Source organism: Flagellimonas crocea, assembly GCF_033441595.1.
Classification (GTDB): Bacteria; Bacteroidota; Bacteroidia; order Flavobacteriales; family Flavobacteriaceae; genus Flagellimonas; species Flagellimonas crocea.
Genome location: NZ_JAUZVX010000002.1, coordinates 605,671 through 621,435 on the forward strand (window position 1 = coordinate 605,671; position 15,765 = coordinate 621,435).

The window sequence follows — 15,765 nt, forward strand, 5'->3', positions numbered from 1 at the left end:
CACTTCGGCATCCACGTAGTTTTTCGTTGCGGCGTCCTGAGGGTCTGTGGGGTCCACGACGTTCAGGATTCTGTTGGTTCCAAGGTCTACGTCCGCGGCTGCGGCCCCAAACCCGCTTAATGGAATGTTGCCTTTATCAAGTTTATCGTTGGTGACATTTGCGTTTGCTATTTTAATCGTAGTAACCGCATCAGTGGCCAAATCTTCCGTAAGAATGGTTTCATTCAATATTTCATCTGTGGTCACCGCCCCTGTGTCAATTTCAAAAGCTGTGATCCCGCCTTCGGAAACATCCAAAGTGTAGGGGTTGATTTCATCGCCGTCGCCTTCCAACCTTAAAGTAGTATCAAACGGCCCTACCACTTCGTTTCCCACGATACTGTCCAGCTGGGTATTTAGCAGGTCGGCCCGGTTCACAAAATTCCAAGCGCTGCCATTGTACATATAAAGGTCACCGGCGCTGCTGGCATCCGCAAGATTGCTCAATCCAACCGCATCTTCCGCCAATTTGCGGCGGGTAACGGTTCCATCCTGTAACTTGGAATCCGCATTAATGGAGGTGTCCACAATGTTGGCACCCGTAATTCGATATACCTCAAAGTTGTAATTGGTGCTCCCGTCCGGGTTGGTCGATTGCAAAATGGCAATGGTATTTTCTCTGGCCTGTGGGTTGACCTGTCTTAAGGAATCTGCCCGTGTGCTCACCGTAAAGGAATCGTCCAATGCTTCGCAGATATTGATCCAGGCACTGCCGTTAAAATAGTGCAGGCACTCTTTGTCCGTATTGTAGACCACGGCGCCGCGCAATGGGTTAATGGTGCTCATCTGGGCATCGTTTACCCGGGTGATTACCAGGGCCCGGGTGGTGCTTTCCAGTTCTAAAAGGGAGGCAGGGTTCAGGTTTTGCGGGTTGTCGCCAATTTTTACCTGCGCGCTCAGGGAATTGATCAGGAGTAGGCCTATGACCAAGTAGACAATTGAAGTTTTCACAGTGTTTGTTATTTGAGGATTTCCAAACGTAAGCAACAAATCTAAACTTATGTTTCAAAATGATCAATAAATACCGTCAAAACACGCAATTCACGGGTGAACGGAATTCGGTTTGGTATATTTGTACAGCACAGAATTAACAAAAGTTTAGAATGGCTTAATTTTTTATATCATCTTCATGGGTTTTCTTTAACTTGTATTAAACATTCACAAATGAAAAATGCTTTTTTGATATTGTTCTCCCTATTGGTGTCCGGTTTTTCGCTGGCGCAGGAATCCCGACAAATGCTCAGGGGAAAGGTGCTCTACCGAAGTACGAGCGTGCCCAATGAGAACGTTATCAATTCCACCAGTGCCCAGGCCACCATCACCAATGACGATGGAGAATTTGTCATCGCGGTGAAGGAGGGCGACCAATTGGTATTTACTGCCGTGAACTACCAGTTGGAAGTGGTGACCATAACCCCCGAAATATTGGAAAATAACCGCTTGGTAGTGGAGGTGAACGAAAAAGTGCAGGAGCTGGACGAGGTGGTGGTGACCCCGGAAAACCAAGAAAAGTTCCTTCAGGTGAAGAATGAGGACTTTAAGCAGTTCGACTACGAAATTGATAGGAGCACCGAAGTGGAGAACGTGGCCAATTCCCGGATTACCCGCGGCATGAAGGACGGCCTCAACTTTGTGAACATTTTCAAGGCGCTCTTTAAATCCCAAGAGGTGGACGGACAGCAAAGGGCACCGCTCAAAGTGAGCGAGGTGCTACGACATGTGTACGATGACGAGTTTTTTGTGGTGGACCTTAGGTTGCCACAGGATAAAATAGATGCCTTTCTTTTGTACTGTGATGATAAAATACCATCGCAGACATTGCTGAGAAAGGAAAACGAATTTCAATTGATTGATTTTCTGGTGACGCAGAGCAAAGAGTATAGGGCAACGTTGAGCGAGGAATGAAAAACGGCTTTCTGCTATTGGTGTTTTTTGCCGCTCAATGGACTTTTGCCCAAGAGGATGAAGGCAAAGTGCTGCAGGGAAGGGTAGTGAGCACGGACAAGGACGTTGTAGGCGTGGTGGTGCAGAACCTCACCACCCGGGATGCCGTGATCACGGATATGGACGGTAATTTTGCCATTCGAGTGCGCTTGCAGGATACCTTGGTGTTCTCGGCGGTCCATTTTTTAAAGAAAACCATTACGGTGACCCCCAGCCTATACCAGTCCAACTTTGTTGAAGTGCCCATGGAAGAGTTTGTGAACCAACTACGGGAAGTAGTGGTGAGCCCCTACGACCTTACGGGCGACCTGAGCAAGGATATTGACCGGGTAACCCTGGAAAAGGATGTGAGCGCCGAAGCACTGAACCTGCCCAACGCCCATAGCAAGATTCCCACGCAGAGCGAAAGACGATTGCAACAGGCAACGGCCGGAAAATTCAATATGGGCATGATTCTGAGTCCTCCGCTAGATCCCATCATCAATGCGATAACCGGTCGCACGAAAATGCTGAAAAAGCGCGTGAAGATTGAGGGTGAATATGCAAAAACGCAAGAAATACAAGAATTTTACGGTGACTCCCTTCTAGTGACCACCCTTAAGATTCCCATGGAGAAAATGGAGGATTTTATGTATTTCTGTCAGGTGGACGAAACGTTTCAGGCAGCCATGGAATCAGAAGATAGACTTCGTATTTTGGACGTGATGCTGCAAAAGAGCCGTGATTATCGTAAAAACAATGGGCTGGATTGATTTTCTTTGCCGAGTTCTGATGTCTGAATACTAGTTTGGCAAGTTAATTGTAATCCTAAGAGCAAAATCAAAAAATAAAAGACCAAAACCCTATGGAAAAACTGAAAAAAACGAGAATGTTGGTGCTGCCCTGGGCAATGCTTTTGTTCCTTTCCTTTTCGTCCGCCCATAAATTTTATGTGAGCGTGACCAATATGGTATACTCGGAAGAGGACAGTGCTTTCCAGATTACCAGCAGGGTTTTTATAGATGATTTGGACAAACTGCTGAAGGAACGCTATGGTATAGAGGCCAAACTGGCCACTCCCAAAGAATCCAAAGTTGCGGATGAGTATATCGAAAAATATTTCAGGTCAAAGTTCGTGCTACAGTTCGACGGGGAGCCCGTTACCTATAATTTTCTGGGCAAACGGTACGATACCGATGTGGTGATCTGCTATTTGGAGATCCCGAAGGTAAAATTGTCGGAAATAAGCACGATTACCATCCAGAACGAGGTGCTCACCGACTTGTTCGACGAACAGCAGAACTTGGTCCATGTAAAGTGGAACGAAAACAAAAAAAGTTTTGTGTTGATCAAAGAGAAAAATAAAGGAATGTTAAACTTATGACGTATTCTTAACATTTGGTTAAAATATGTTATTTTTCACCTTTTAAAAATCAAATAGAAAATGAACAGATTCAAGTATTGCGTTGCTTCCGTATTGTTCCTTTTTGGAGCTGTGGCCATGGCCCAGGAAGAAGGAGACGTAAAACCGGAACGAGAGCCCGGCCATTACAACCAAAGTAAATTCAAACAATTATACGAGGAGTTTTCCACTCCCAACACCTACAGGTCCGCATCTGGTGCTCCAGGCCCTGATTACTATCAACAACAGGCGGACTATGTGATGGACATTTATCTGGACGATAAAAATGCCAAGATCAATGGGGAGGAAACCATTACTTACCACAACAATTCACCGGACGACCTTGAGTTTCTTTGGGTACAGTTGGACCAGAACGTCCGTGCCAAGGATTCCAAGTCGCCGCTTCGCGACGGGAACGGCGTAAACATAGCCTATACGGCCGGTAACTTTGCCGAAACGTACATCAGCGAGCCTTTTGATGGCGGTTTCAATATAGAATCCGTAAAGGACAACAGTGGAAAACCATTGTCATACACCATCAACCAGACCATGATGCGCGTGAATATTCCCCAACCGCTTAAAAGTGGCGAGAGCATTTCATTTTCCATCAAGTGGTGGTACAACATTCCGGACCATACCGTAAACAGGGCGCGTTCTGGATATGAGTATTTTCCCGAAGATGGCAACCGTGCCTACGTGATCGCCCAGTTTTTCCCAAGAATGGCCGTTTACAATGATGTGGAAGGATGGCAGAACCATCAATTCTGGGGAAGCGGAGAGTTTGCATTGCCATTCGGTAACTACGATGTCAGCATTACCGTTCCTGCCGATCACGTGTTGGACGCTACCGGAGAGTTGCAGAACCGCGACGATGTTTTCTCCAAGGAAATGATGAAACGTTACAAGCAAGCCAAAAAGTCGTATGACAAACCGGTGATCATTGTGACCCAAGAAGAGGTCGAAGCTGCGGAAAAGGGCTTCTCCACCGATACAAAAACATGGAAGTTCAAGGCTACCAATGTTAGGGATTATGCCTTTGCCACTTCCAGAAAGTTTATCTGGGACATGCAGGCCGTTAAAATCGGAAACAAAGATGTAATGGCCGTATCGCTTTATCCAAAAGAAGGTAACCCACTTTGGGAAGAACTGTCCACCAAAGCTGTGGCGCAGACCTTGAAAACATATTCTGAGCACACATTTGACTATCCTTATCACAAGGCTATTTCCGTTCATGCGAAAAACCAAGGTATGGAGTACCCAATGATCTGTTGGAACTACGGACGTCCCAACGAGGATGGAACCTACTCCGATAGGGTCAAGTATGGTATGATCAGTGTGATCATCCACGAAGTGGGCCATAACTTCTTCCCTATGATCGTAAATTCCGATGAGCGCCAGTGGGGATGGATGGATGAAGGTCTGGATACCTTTATGCAATATTTGGCAGAGCAGGATTTTGGAGAGAACAATCCAGAGGTCATCGCTCCAAACGAAAAATATCCATCAAGAAGGGGAGAACCTTCCAAGATAGTGCCGTACATGGCAGGTGATCAAAGCTATATCTCACCGATCATGTCCAATCCTGAGAACGTATATCAGTTAGGTCCCAACGCTTATGCAAAGCCCGCGACCGCTCTCAATATTCTTAGGGAAACCGTAATGGGAGAAGAGCTCTTTGACCATGCCTTCAAGACCTACGCACAACGTTGGATGTTCAAGCACCCGACCCCAGAAGATTTCTTCCGTACCATGGAAGATGCTTCCGCTGTGGATTTGGATTGGTACTGGAGAGGATGGTTCTACACCACCGATTATGTGGATATAGGTGTTTCAAATGTTAAAAAATACTTTGTATCCAATAAGCCTACCAAGGAAATGGAAAAATATATGGCCGACAGAAACCTTACCGAAGCCGACCTTCCACCATTGGTTTACTTGGCCGAAGAGGACAGTGAGGACTTTTCACCGGAGCTAAAAGGAAAATCTCCAACGGAAACTTCACAAAACCTCAAGGAATTTATGATGGACAACATGACTGAGGCCGAAAGATCTCAGGTTAAGGAGCCAAAGTATTTTTATGAAATCACTTTTGATAAGCCAGGAGGTATTCCAATGCCATTGATCGTAGAGTACACCTACGCGGATGGGACTACTGAAAACATCACCTATCCTCCTGAAATCTGGAGAAAGAACGATAAAGAGGTAAAAAGAGTGATGGCCACGGAAAAAGAATTGGTCGGAATCGTAGTAGATCCAAAATTGGAAACTGCCGATATCGATACTACCAACAACTCTTGGCCCAAGAAAGAAGAGAAGTCCGACTTTGATAAATTCAAGGAAAACATCAAAGGAGACAAATAGTATTAAAAACTATGTTAAGAGCCTCGTGATTTCACGGGGCTTTTTTTATTTTGGAATGAAGTTCTGATTATATTTGTGCCATGCAATTTCTATTTATCAGCGGAGCCGAAATTTTTTTCATCCTATTTATAGTGGTGATGGTGTTCGGCGCGGACAAGATTCCTGGAATAGCCAGGGGGCTAGGGAAAGGAATGCGACAGCTTAAGGACGCAACAGACGATATTAAAAGAGAAATCCAAAAGAGTGCGGATCATGTGGATACCGACTTTACGAAGAACATCCGTAAGGAGATCGACGATGTAAAGAAGAACGTTGACGAAGTTTCCGGCTCTATCAAAAGAGACCTCAATAAGTAGATTCCTATGCTGGAAAAACTGCTCAAATGGGATAGGGACACTTTTGTTTATCTCAACGGTTTGGGCATTGAAGATTACGATGTTTTCTGGTCCACTGTGACCGATATTACCACTTGGATTCCTTTATTTATCCTTTTCCTGCTACTTTTTTACCTTAAATTCTCCAGAACGGAAGCCCTTTATAAGTTTTTGACCATGCTAGGTTTGGTGGTCTTTATTACCCTGATTACCCATTTGACCAAAATATCCGTGGCACGGTTACGACCCAATAATACGGAAGAAATCAACACACTGATCCGTATTTTAAAAAGCCCAACGGATTACAGTTTTTTCTCGGGCCATGCTTCCAGCTCCTTTTCCATTACAGTTCTGGTTTTCCTTTTTCTCAGGCATAAGGTAAGATGGGCCTTTCTGTTTTTTATCTGGCCTATTTTGTTTGCCATGAGCCGTATTTATGTAGGGGTACATTTTCCCATAGACATTATTGTGGGAACTGTGGTAGGTATCCTATCCGGCTGGCTGTTTTATGTGCTGTACCAACGATTTATAGCACCCTACTCAACGTCAGCCCGTCCCTAATGGGCAACAATACCGTTTCTACCCGGGAATCCTCCTTTAATTTTTGATTGTATTCGAGCAAGGCAGTTGTGGCCTTGTCCGATTTTTGTACGGGCTCTACCACTTTTCCCGACCAAAGTACATTGTCCGATAGGATTACACTGCCCGGTTTGGTTTTTTGTATTACGGTCTCAAAATAGGCATTGTAGTTTACCTTTTGCGCATCAATAAAAACAAGGTCAAAAGTGTGCTTCAATTTGGGTACAATATCCAGCGCATCCCCAATATGTTGTTTAATTTGGGGCCCAAACCTACTTTTATCAAAATATTTACGCTGCATTTCATGGAGTTCCTCGTTTACTTCGACGGTATGCAATTCCCCATCCTGTTGTATGCCTTCGGCCAAGCATAAGGCGGAATAGCCTGTGTACGTTCCGATTTCCAAAATGTATTTGGGGTTGATGATCTTGGACAACATGCTCAATACCCTTCCCTGAAAATGCCCGGTGATCATTCGTGGCTGAACCACCTTCAAGTGCGTTTCTCGGGTAAGCTCCTGCAACAATTCAGGTTCGTCCTGCGAACTATTGGCAATGTAACTCTCCAGAATGGGCGATAGGAAATGCATGATATATTTTTCGCAAAAATATAGAAAAGAACTACATTGGAATACTTGTTAAACCAAAACCATCCTATGGCATTACCAAAGGTAAACATACGAACAGCAACACTGGACGACCTCCCCGTGCTGCTACAGTTTGAACAGGAGATCATAAAGGCAGAACGACCTTTTGATGTTACCATAAAGGAAGGACGGATAAGCTATTACGATATTGCCGAAATGATCAAAGACCCAAAGGCCCATGTAGCAGTCGCAGAGGCCGATGGGAAGGTGGTCGCTTCGGGCTATGCCATTCCCAAAAGGGCCAGACATTATCTAAATCACGAGCTTTATGCTTATTTGGGCTTTATGTATACTGACGAGGATTTTCGCGGTATGGGAATCAATGCGCAAATTGTTGATGAACTTAAAAAATGGTCCGAGCATGAAGGCTACACAGAAATCCGATTGACCGTTTATAACGAAAATCTGCCTGCCATCAAGGCCTATGAAAAAGTGGGTTTTAAAAAGCACATCATCGAAATGCGATTGCAGTAATTTTCTTTTCGTCAGATTACTTTCACAAATCGTATTTTTGATGCAAACCAAAAGAGCATGACGTTCGAAAATACCCTTGAATTTGCTAAAAATCTAGATGCATCCGATGCATTGGCTTCCTATAGAAATGAATTTCACTACCCGCAGGTCAATGGAAAAGATGTAATATACTTTACAGGAAACTCGCTTGGGCTTCAACCCAAACGGACCCAAAAATTTGTGGACGATGTGATGAAGGATTGGCGGGAATTGGCCGTGGAAGGTCACTTTTATGCCGATAAACCTTGGTGGGACTACCATGAAAGATTGGCCGAAGGTCTAGGCAAAGTCGTCGGGGCCATGCCCAAAGAAATTTCGGTGATGAACACCTTGACCGTAAACCTTCATTTGTTGATGGTTTCCTTTTACAGGCCCACTGAAAAACGTTTCAAGATTATCTGTGAGGAAAAAGCATTTCCGTCCGATCAATATATGCTGCAAAGTCAGGTGCGCTTTCATGGATTGGATCCCAAAGAAGCCATTGTTGAGGTGAAAAAACGGGAAGGCGAACATGCATGGCGCACGGAAGACATCATCCAGAAAATAAATGAGGTAGGGGATGAGTTGGCTTTGGTACTGATGGGCGGTGTCAACTACTACAACGGGCAAGTGCTGGATATGGAAGCCATTACCAAGGCAGGTAAATCCGCAGGTGCTTTTGTAGGTTGGGATTTGGCCCATGGCGTTGGGAACATCAAACTGAACCTGCATGATTGGGATGCCGATTTTGCTGCGTGGTGCAGTTACAAATATATGAACAGTGGCCCAGGGAACGCATCTGGGATTTTTGTGCACGAACGACATTTGGACAAAGAAGATATTCCCCGTTTTGAAGGTTGGTGGGGTACCAAAAAAGAGACCCGCTTTTTAATGAAACCTGAATTTGACCCTATAGAAAGCGCCGATGCATGGCAGTTGAGCAATCCGCCCATCTTATCGGTTGCCCCCTATTTGGCCTCTTTAGAGATATTTGATGAGGTGGGCATGGATGCCCTTATCGAAAAACAAAAGACCATTGTGGCATATTTGGAATTTGTGCTTCATGAAATTGATAAGGAGGTGGATTCCACATTTGAAATCATTACCCCAGAGGCGCGAGGTTGTCAGCTTTCCGTGTTTTTGCATGGAGAGGGCAAGGCCATTTTTGATTATTTAATGAAAAACGGTGTAATCACCGATTGGCGGGAGCCCAACGTTATCCGATTGGCCCCTGCGCCCCTGTATTGTTCGTACGAAGATATGTACCGCTTTGGACAAATCTTAAAAGAAGGAATACAGGGCAAATAATACCACGTACCGGAATGAACCGACCAAAACCGACCATTAAATGAAATCCCTGTGGCTTATTCTGTCCAATCCAATGTATTTTGGAGTGGCATGGGTCTTTACCAGTATCAATATTTGGTTTGGTACCTGGGCCATTTATATCCCCACGGTAAAGGAAAAACTGGAAATCAATAAGGCCGATCTCGGAATCGCGCTTTTTTGTTTGTCCCTTGGGGTTTTCACCATTTTTCCCGTAGCCTCCAAAATCATTAATAAACTTGGGGTGGGCAGGGCCTCGTGGTATGGGGTGGTTTTTGTTTCGTTAACGGCCATGCTGCCCCTGATGGCACCCAATTATTATTTGTTGATGGCGGCCCTTTATCTTTTTGGCGCTGGCAATGGTTTTATTGATATTGCCATAAACACCTTGGTCACCGAGATTGAAAAGGAGGATAAGCAAAACTTTATGTCCGCGGCCCATGGCTTCTTTAGTTTGGGCGGTATTTTGGTAGGTCTCGGCAGTTTCCTGATTCCCGTGATCGGAAACCCTGTTTTGCACATGGGGATTACCGTGGTCCTGGTCTTTTTCATCAACTTTTTTCTGAAGAAACATTACATCCATGTAGTGGCTGCTCCTGTGGAAAAAGAGCCCTTCAGCCTAAAATTGTTCAAACCGTTGCTGCTGTTGGGTATTATCGGTTTTGTGTCCTTTGGTAGCGAAGGCGCCATTATCGATTGGAGTGCGCTATATCTCAAAGAAATGACCATGGCCCCAGAACTTCTCATCGGAGCTGGGTTCTTGGCATTTTCCACCACCATGACCTTGGGTCGGTTTCTCGGGGATGGCATCAGTGCTAAAATAGGCCCTATAAAAATAGTGGGCCTGGGCGCCCTCATTGCCGCTGTTGGTTTTGTTCTGGTGCTGATGCAGCATACAGTTTGGTCCATTGTTGGATTTGCCTTTAACGGCCTTGGTTTTTCGGTCATCGTGCCCGAGTTGTTCCGAATTGGGGGCAATGTAAAAGGTGTGGATTCTTCCCAAGGGGTTGCTTTTATTGCTGGAGCGGGATATATGGGTTTTTTGTTGGGACCGGTAATTCTCGGATTTATAGCCGAAAGCGCCTCCTTGAACTATAGTTTCATTTTACTATTGTGCATGTCCCTATTGGTTTTTGGAATCACTTTTTTTCTTCGTAGAAGAGGTAGGTGAAGTGTTTCTTCCAAGAAGCACCAAAAAAAATCGGACATATTTGCCAAAGCTTACTGGGTATGTTTTTTATTGGCTAGATACAGGGATAAATTTTCCATTTAGAATTACGGAATAAATTTTTTGCGTGTTGGATATATGCTCCAATGGATTTTCATTGAGAATGACCAAATCTGCCAAGAACCCTTCCTTTATGGTCCCTAGGGAATTACTAAGGCCTAAATATTTGGCAGGATTGGTTGTGGCCGTTTGTAATGCTTCCAAGGGGGATAGCCCTGCTTCTACAAAAAGTTCAAGTTCTTGATGCAAACTATATCCAGGATAAATAAATAGTTGTCCGTAATCCGTGCCTGCCAACAAGCCCACATCATTATCCGAGAGAACAGATACCATTTTTTTATAGGTTTTCCAGCCTTGTTCCAATGATAGGGAGTCCCCAAAGAAAGTGTCATTGTTTTCTGCCAACGCCCTCATCCAATTTTCCCTCTCTTGTTTGGGCAATTGTGCCAAAAGAGAATCGATTACCCTGTCTTTTGTAATCCCAAGATACCATCGTTTTTCATTGATAAGTGTAGGTACTTGCCATTGGCCACCAGCTGAAATTGATCGGGCAATTTGTGTAAAAATAGAATCGTTATAAATCGTTGCGGCCTCTAACATTTGTTGGTCCAAAAGTCTGTATTCGTCTTCTACCTCATATGGATTATCATAAAACACTTTTCTTTCGTTCAAAAAAGCAGCTTCTCTATCAGTTCCTGCTATTTGCACCTGCCAAAGATGTTCATTTGTTTTTTGACCTACTTCCAGGGCCTTTGCCAATTCAACTTCCACTGGAATATGTCCACTAACCTCCATATCCACTTTATTGGCTTCGTCCACAATTGCTAAATAAATATTGGGTCGGATATGAGAATAGACCTTGACAAAGTCATACCCCACCTTTTTGGTTTGTCTTACAAATTCCCTGGCTTCTTCTTCATTGTTGACCAATGGCATGTTGGGTACCCATGGTGTATTTCCTCCTTCAACCAGACTGCCTACTGCGAGTATTCTTGGTAAAATTTCTCCTGAATCAAGCTCTTGCCGCCATTTTTGAATGGTTTTAACGGAATCCAAAGGAGTCCACATTTCCCTAATTCCCGTTACCCCATTTTTGATAAAAAGTGGAAGTGCCCACTCGTTGGGCGGTTTCTGAGATACATTGTTGAATAAATGGACATGCATGTCCATAAGGCCCGGTATCAAATATTTGTCGCTACAATCATAAGTCTTGGTGCCCGGATTTACGTTGCCATTGTAATCGATGGAAGTAATGGTGTTTTTCCGAATCAAAATGTTCCGATTCGCTAAAAGGTGGCCTGTAGCTATATCTACAATGGTTATATCCTTTAATAGTAGTTCATTGTCGGTATTCTTAGCTGTCTGACATGATAGCACTGTTACTAGAATAAGAATAAACGATATGGTCTTGATGTTTTTTATCATCCTTTTATTACCTATTGCTTAGAATCACTACCTAAAGGTGCTAAAATTTTTAGCGATTCATTTCTGATGGAAAACCAATCCTTTGATTTTTTGAATCTTAAAAGTATGAAAATTAGTTATGGAGAAGGAGAGCAATGAAATTCGGTCTATTTTTTCTCAGCAGTTTATGTTTTAAAAGGAATCCTTAAATCCTCCGTCTTGAACGTGGTTTTTAATTCCATTTTTCTTAGAAATTCCACAAATCCAGTTGAGTGTTGTAAAACATTTATTTTTTCAATCTTCGAATAAAGCTTCAAATACCCTGAAGTTTTATTGAATTTTATATTTTCAATATCAGTCCATTGAATAATTCGTTTTTTTCCTTTCCAGTTCGTTGAAATTATTTTCCTGTCATCAAAAACTAATTCATAGTTATAGTACAATACTAAAATTATGATTCCCATACCGTAGAATGTAAATATTACAATCGTTGCCATTGCAGCTATATCCTCATTCCAATGGCTTATTGCAGCACTCAAAAGGAATGAGGCAATAAGACAACAAACAGTTCCCGTCCATTTATAGCTGCTGTTCAGTTTTAGCGAGAACTGTCCATGAAGATTTTTCCTTAGTTTCTTTCCTGACTGTAAATCGGCGTAAAAAAGAAGTAAACCAGTTATAGTTGGTAAAATTAGTTCCATTTCTGTCAGTAAGTCATAACTTGAATAAATTTCTTTAAATGGATGTTAAACACAGCGATACACTCCCAAAAATGGGTGTTAAGTGATAAAAAACATCAAGTTTTAATTTGGGGGAATTTAATATGTTTCCTTTGTGGGCTTGGTTCATCCACAATGAATGGCTGCTACCTTACTCTTTGCTCACTGAAAGCCCCGTGAAATAAAGGCTGGTACCACCTTCGGGCCGGTTGTGCTGTTGTGCTAGTTTTAGCCCTTCCAAATCGGTATAATCTTCCCAAGTTGAGACCAGGTTCGGCTCTTCTTGGTTGGATTTGCGATAGGCCCACTCCCTGATAATATGGTCATCCTTGAAATAGAAATCGTAGGCATCGCCGGGGGTGTAACCGCCCTCGTTGGCATATACAATGGTAAGCTTGTGCATGGCCTCATTACTTATAGGTGCTGTAGCCCCTTCAGTATGTTCGTAGGTGTAGTTGCCTGAGTCCCACATCAAATTAAAAGGAGCCATCAACCAGTAACGGTCGTTGATAAAACCACTGTTGGTCTTTAACGCGATACTGTCCATTTTGGCCCTGTCGTAGGTCAATGTATCCGCACCGGAAATGGATGTCACCATATTGGTCTTTGGCTTCCAGTCCCAACTGCGTTCAAAATGCATGGAATCCCTATCCACGTTAAAAGTGAACGTTATTTCCGTTACATCCTTCCAGTTTTCAAAACCGTGTGCCGCCGCTATTTTTTCGGGAACCGTTTTTTCAGTTTCGGTAGGTTCTGCTGTTTCTTCGGTTTTTTTAGTTTCTGTCTTACAAGCTGAAAGGAACAATATGGAGCATAGTGCAAGGAGGTAATAGGTCTTCATGTCTGATTTTTAATCAAATATAACATGAAAATCCGTTATCCTTGACTTTTTCCCGCAAACATGGACAAATCCCGTTCCAGGAAGGCCCTGATTGGATGTTTTCTTGTTTGGAACGTGCTTATGAAACCCATTAATCGGCATTGTGAAAAACAAGTGGGGTAACTTCCTTGGAATTTGATTATTTTTGAAGTCTTACAACACATAAAAAATGAGTTCAAAAAAAGGAAAAGTTCAGGAATTGATCCAAGAGAAACTGTTAGAAGACCGCAAAGTGTTTTTGTGGGGCCAAGTAGACGATGATTCTGCAAAGCACGTGATAGACAGATTGCTGTATTTGGACATGTTGAACAATAAAGAAATTCAATTGATCATCAACAGCCCAGGAGGTTACGTAACCTCTGGTTTTGCTATTTACGATACCATTAAACAAATAAAAAGCCCTGTGTCTACCGTATGTTCAGGTTTGGCCGCCTCTATGGGTTCCATACTTTTATCGGTGGGCGAAAAGGGTAGAAGGTTTATCCAACCGCACGCCCGTGTCATGATTCACCAGCCAAGTGGTGGTGCAAGGGGGCAGGCTTCCAATATCGAGATTCAGGCAAGGGAAATCATCAAAACAAAAGAACTTGGCGCTAAAATTCTATCGGAGAATTGTGGACAGCCATTTGAAAAGGTCATGAAGGATTTTGATCGCGATTACTGGATGAGCGCCGAAGAATCGGTAGAATATGGTATTGTGGATGGAATCCTGTAAATAGGACCATAACTCTTAAAAAGTGAAAAGTCCTTCGCAACGTATTGTGAAGGACTTTTTATATATAGGCGCCGTAGCGGAATATTTTATTTGATAGATATACGACAAGGTAGCAGCCCACAGATTTTAAAGAATTGTTAAAATCAAAAATTGTCAGGATTTTGTATGATTTTTTCTGCTCGTTCCTTTAATTCAGAAAGTTCCTGCTGACTTTTCTTTTCCAGCAAGCTCAACATCATCGACATGCGTTGGTTGTTTTTAAAATGTGCTTTCTTTTCCTCCAAAAAGTTCCAGTAAAGCGAATTAAATGGACAAGAGTTCTCACCTGACTTTACAGTATGACTATAGGAGCATTCCTTACAATAATTGCCCATTTTATTAATGTAATTGGCACTGCTCACATAGGGTTTGGTGGCAATAATGCCTCCATCGGCAAATTGGCTCATTCCTCTGGTGTTGGTGATCTCTACCCATTCAATGGCATCTATATATACACCTAGATACCATGCATCTACTTCGGAGGGGTCTACTTGGGTGAGCAGAGCGTAGTTGCCGATGACCATTAAGCGTTGAATGTGATGGGCATAAGCATCGTCCAAACTCTGTGTGATGGCTTTTTGCAGACAGTTCATTTTGGTTTTCCCCGTCCAAAAGAAATCCGGGAGCGGATTATGGTTCTCCAGTTTGTTCAATTCAGCGTAGTTTGGCATTTCTTTCCAATACACACCGCGCATATATTCCCGCCAACCCAATATCTGGCGGATAAATCCCTCGACTTGCGAAATATCGATATCATCTTTATGCTCGTAATAGTGTTCCAGCACGGTGTTGATGACTTCTTTTGGCGAGAGCATTTTACTGTTCATCGCAAAGGACAATCGGGAATGGAACAAGTATTTCTCTTGGTTATGCAATGCATCCTGATAGTCCCCGAAATAGATCAATAGTTTGGAACAGAAAAAATCCAATAGCTCCGTACATTCTTCGTAGGAGGTAGGCCAAGGAAAGTTTTTGGCATCAATGTTCCCAAAGGTCTTTACTTCCGCGCTTTGGATTTCTTCCAGCAGTTCGGTAACATCCGCGTTGAATGACAGTTCCTTTGGAATGCTAGGGGAACCATCCCATTTTTTACGGTTGCTCTGATCAAAATTCCATTTTCCGCCTTCAGGCTGGTCGTTCTCCATCAGAATGTTGTGCTTCTTTCGCATCATCCGATAGAAACTTTCCATCAACAATTGCTTTTTGCCCTTAAAGTGATCTTTGAGTTCTTCCCTTTTCGTGTAGAAGTGTTCCGTATCAAAAACTTCTGATGGAACGGAAATGGATTCGCAAATTTCTTGAAGCTGTTGGTCCAATCGGTATTCATCGGGCAATTGGTATTCAAACTTTTCAATTTTGTGCTCGGAAATAGTTTGCTCAATAAGATCGGGCAGGTTTTGGGGATTGTTTTGATCACCGATTTTAAAATAAACCACGTTATGACCCTTTTTTTTCAAGGCATCCGCAAAATTTCGCATGGCACGGAAAAAGCCGACCACTTTTTGAACATGGTGCTTTACATAATCCGTCTCTTGCCGCATTTCGGCCATCAGGTACATATGGTCATCGTTCTCTTGGTCCAGCCAGCTGTGCGATAGATTAAGCTGGTCGCCGAGTATAAGTCTGAGTGTTTTCATG

16 protein-coding genes are annotated in these 15,765 nt (G+C 43.3%); 10 read left to right on the forward strand and 6 right to left on the reverse strand.

Going from position 1 to position 15,765, the window contains the following annotated elements; all coding sequences use genetic code 11:
• Positions 1-990: hypothetical protein (locus SD449_RS07940; protein ID WP_318309809.1), on the reverse strand; the 990-nt coding region annotated here is incomplete at its 3' end.
• A 213-nt stretch (positions 991-1,203) separates the two neighbouring features.
• Here SD449_RS07940 and SD449_RS07945 point away from each other — a divergent pair.
• The 6 genes from SD449_RS07945 (at position 1,204) to SD449_RS07970 (ending at position 6,660) form a co-directional block, all read left to right on the forward strand.
• Positions 1,204-1,944: a carboxypeptidase-like regulatory domain-containing protein gene (locus SD449_RS07945; RefSeq protein WP_318309810.1), complete on the forward strand. Its 741-nt coding sequence runs from the start codon at positions 1,204-1,206 to the stop codon at positions 1,942-1,944.
• Positions 1,941-2,735, forward strand: a complete 795-nt coding sequence (locus tag SD449_RS07950; RefSeq protein ID WP_318309811.1) for a carboxypeptidase-like regulatory domain-containing protein — start codon at positions 1,941-1,943, stop codon at positions 2,733-2,735. Before SD449_RS07945 ends, SD449_RS07950 begins: the two co-directional genes overlap by 4 nt.
• 92 nt (positions 2,736-2,827) lie before the next feature.
• A complete protein-coding gene (locus SD449_RS07955; RefSeq protein ID WP_318309812.1) occupies positions 2,828-3,346 on the forward strand; it encodes a DUF6702 family protein in 519 nt (172 codons plus the stop codon).
• 60 nt (positions 3,347-3,406) lie between these two features.
• Complete coding sequence (locus SD449_RS07960) at positions 3,407-5,725, forward strand: M1 family metallopeptidase (RefSeq protein ID WP_318309813.1); 2,319 nt, start codon at positions 3,407-3,409, stop codon at positions 5,723-5,725.
• An 80-nt stretch (positions 5,726-5,805) separates the two neighbouring features.
• Positions 5,806-6,081: a Sec-independent protein translocase subunit TatA/TatB gene (locus SD449_RS07965; protein ID WP_318309815.1), complete on the forward strand. Its 276-nt coding sequence runs from the start codon at positions 5,806-5,808 to the stop codon at positions 6,079-6,081.
• A 6-nt stretch (positions 6,082-6,087) separates the two neighbouring features.
• A complete protein-coding gene (locus tag SD449_RS07970) occupies positions 6,088-6,660 on the forward strand; it encodes a phosphatase PAP2 family protein (RefSeq protein WP_318309816.1) in 573 nt (190 codons plus the stop codon).
• Here SD449_RS07970 and SD449_RS07975 read toward each other — a convergent pair.
• The gene (locus SD449_RS07975) at positions 6,626-7,267 is read right to left on the reverse strand and encodes an O-methyltransferase (RefSeq protein ID WP_318309817.1); all 642 of its coding nucleotides are present in this window, start codon (positions 7,265-7,267) and stop codon (positions 6,626-6,628) included. The two genes, SD449_RS07970 and SD449_RS07975, sit on opposite strands and share 35 nt — an antisense overlap.
• A gap of 66 nt (positions 7,268-7,333) precedes the next feature.
• Here SD449_RS07975 and SD449_RS07980 point away from each other — a divergent pair, with 66 nt between their 5' ends.
• Genes SD449_RS07980 through SD449_RS07990 form a run of 3 tightly spaced genes read left to right on the forward strand, consistent with a single transcriptional unit; the run spans position 7,334 to position 10,313 of the window.
• Positions 7,334-7,798 carry a GNAT family N-acetyltransferase gene (locus SD449_RS07980; protein ID WP_318309818.1) on the forward strand — a complete coding sequence of 155 codons (465 nt, stop codon included), beginning with the start codon at positions 7,334-7,336 and terminating at the stop codon, positions 7,796-7,798.
• 57 nt (positions 7,799-7,855) lie between these two features.
• Positions 7,856-9,124, forward strand: coding sequence for a kynureninase (kynU, locus tag SD449_RS07985; protein ID WP_318309819.1), 1,269 nt, complete (start codon positions 7,856-7,858; stop codon positions 9,122-9,124).
• Positions 9,125-9,164: 40 nt separating this feature from the next.
• Complete coding sequence (locus tag SD449_RS07990) at positions 9,165-10,313, forward strand: MFS transporter (protein ID WP_318309820.1); 1,149 nt, start codon at positions 9,165-9,167, stop codon at positions 10,311-10,313.
• A gap of 66 nt (positions 10,314-10,379) precedes the next feature.
• Here the strand turns inward: SD449_RS07990 and SD449_RS07995 are convergent, their stop codons facing one another.
• From SD449_RS07995 to SD449_RS08005, 3 genes are all read right to left on the reverse strand, one after another.
• A complete protein-coding gene (locus SD449_RS07995) occupies positions 10,380-11,795 on the reverse strand; it encodes an amidohydrolase family protein (protein WP_318309821.1) in 1,416 nt (471 codons plus the stop codon).
• Between the two features lie 164 nt (positions 11,796-11,959).
• Positions 11,960-12,475, reverse strand: a complete 516-nt coding sequence (locus SD449_RS08000; RefSeq protein WP_318309823.1) for a hypothetical protein — start codon at positions 12,473-12,475, stop codon at positions 11,960-11,962.
• A gap of 169 nt (positions 12,476-12,644) precedes the next feature.
• Entirely contained in the window at positions 12,645-13,334 is a 690-nt protein-coding gene (locus SD449_RS08005; RefSeq protein ID WP_318309825.1) for a hypothetical protein, read from the reverse strand.
• 208 nt (positions 13,335-13,542) lie between these two features.
• Here SD449_RS08005 and SD449_RS08010 point away from each other — a divergent pair, with 208 nt between their 5' ends.
• Positions 13,543-14,088: a ClpP family protease gene (locus tag SD449_RS08010; protein WP_318309826.1), complete on the forward strand. Its 546-nt coding sequence runs from the start codon at positions 13,543-13,545 to the stop codon at positions 14,086-14,088.
• 143 nt (positions 14,089-14,231) lie between these two features.
• Here the strand turns inward: SD449_RS08010 and SD449_RS08015 are convergent, their stop codons facing one another.
• Entirely contained in the window at positions 14,232-15,764 is a 1,533-nt protein-coding gene (locus SD449_RS08015) for a cryptochrome/photolyase family protein (protein ID WP_318309827.1), read from the reverse strand.
• Position 15,765 lies beyond the last annotated feature (1 nt).

What these genes read in the sequence shown, in the direction of transcription:
- SD449_RS07945 (WP_318309810.1), top strand. Translation starts at nt 1,204, where the DNA reads ATGAAAAATGCTTTTTTGATATTGTTCTCCCTATTGGTGTCCGGTTTT.
- SD449_RS07950 (WP_318309811.1), top strand. Translation starts at nt 1,941, where the DNA reads ATGAAAAACGGCTTTCTGCTATTGGTGTTTTTTGCCGCTCAATGGACT.
- SD449_RS07955 (WP_318309812.1), top strand. Translation starts at nt 2,828, where the DNA reads ATGGAAAAACTGAAAAAAACGAGAATGTTGGTGCTGCCCTGGGCAATG.
- SD449_RS07960 (WP_318309813.1), top strand. Translation starts at nt 3,407, where the DNA reads ATGAACAGATTCAAGTATTGCGTTGCTTCCGTATTGTTCCTTTTTGGA.
- SD449_RS07965 (WP_318309815.1), top strand. Translation starts at nt 5,806, where the DNA reads ATGCAATTTCTATTTATCAGCGGAGCCGAAATTTTTTTCATCCTATTT.
- SD449_RS07970 (WP_318309816.1), top strand. Translation starts at nt 6,088, where the DNA reads ATGCTGGAAAAACTGCTCAAATGGGATAGGGACACTTTTGTTTATCTC.
- SD449_RS07975 (WP_318309817.1), bottom strand. Translation starts at nt 7,267, where the DNA reads ATGCATTTCCTATCGCCCATTCTGGAGAGTTACATTGCCAATAGTTCG.
- SD449_RS07980 (WP_318309818.1), top strand. Translation starts at nt 7,334, where the DNA reads ATGGCATTACCAAAGGTAAACATACGAACAGCAACACTGGACGACCTC.
- kynU (WP_318309819.1), top strand. Translation starts at nt 7,856, where the DNA reads ATGACGTTCGAAAATACCCTTGAATTTGCTAAAAATCTAGATGCATCC.
- SD449_RS07990 (WP_318309820.1), top strand. Translation starts at nt 9,165, where the DNA reads ATGAAATCCCTGTGGCTTATTCTGTCCAATCCAATGTATTTTGGAGTG.
- SD449_RS07995 (WP_318309821.1), bottom strand. Translation starts at nt 11,795, where the DNA reads ATGATAAAAAACATCAAGACCATATCGTTTATTCTTATTCTAGTAACA.
- SD449_RS08000 (WP_318309823.1), bottom strand. Translation starts at nt 12,475, where the DNA reads ATGGAACTAATTTTACCAACTATAACTGGTTTACTTCTTTTTTACGCC.
- SD449_RS08005 (WP_318309825.1), bottom strand. Translation starts at nt 13,334, where the DNA reads ATGAAGACCTATTACCTCCTTGCACTATGCTCCATATTGTTCCTTTCA.
- SD449_RS08010 (WP_318309826.1), top strand. Translation starts at nt 13,543, where the DNA reads ATGAGTTCAAAAAAAGGAAAAGTTCAGGAATTGATCCAAGAGAAACTG.
- SD449_RS08015 (WP_318309827.1), bottom strand. Translation starts at nt 15,764, where the DNA reads ATGAAAACACTCAGACTTATACTCGGCGACCAGCTTAATCTATCGCAC.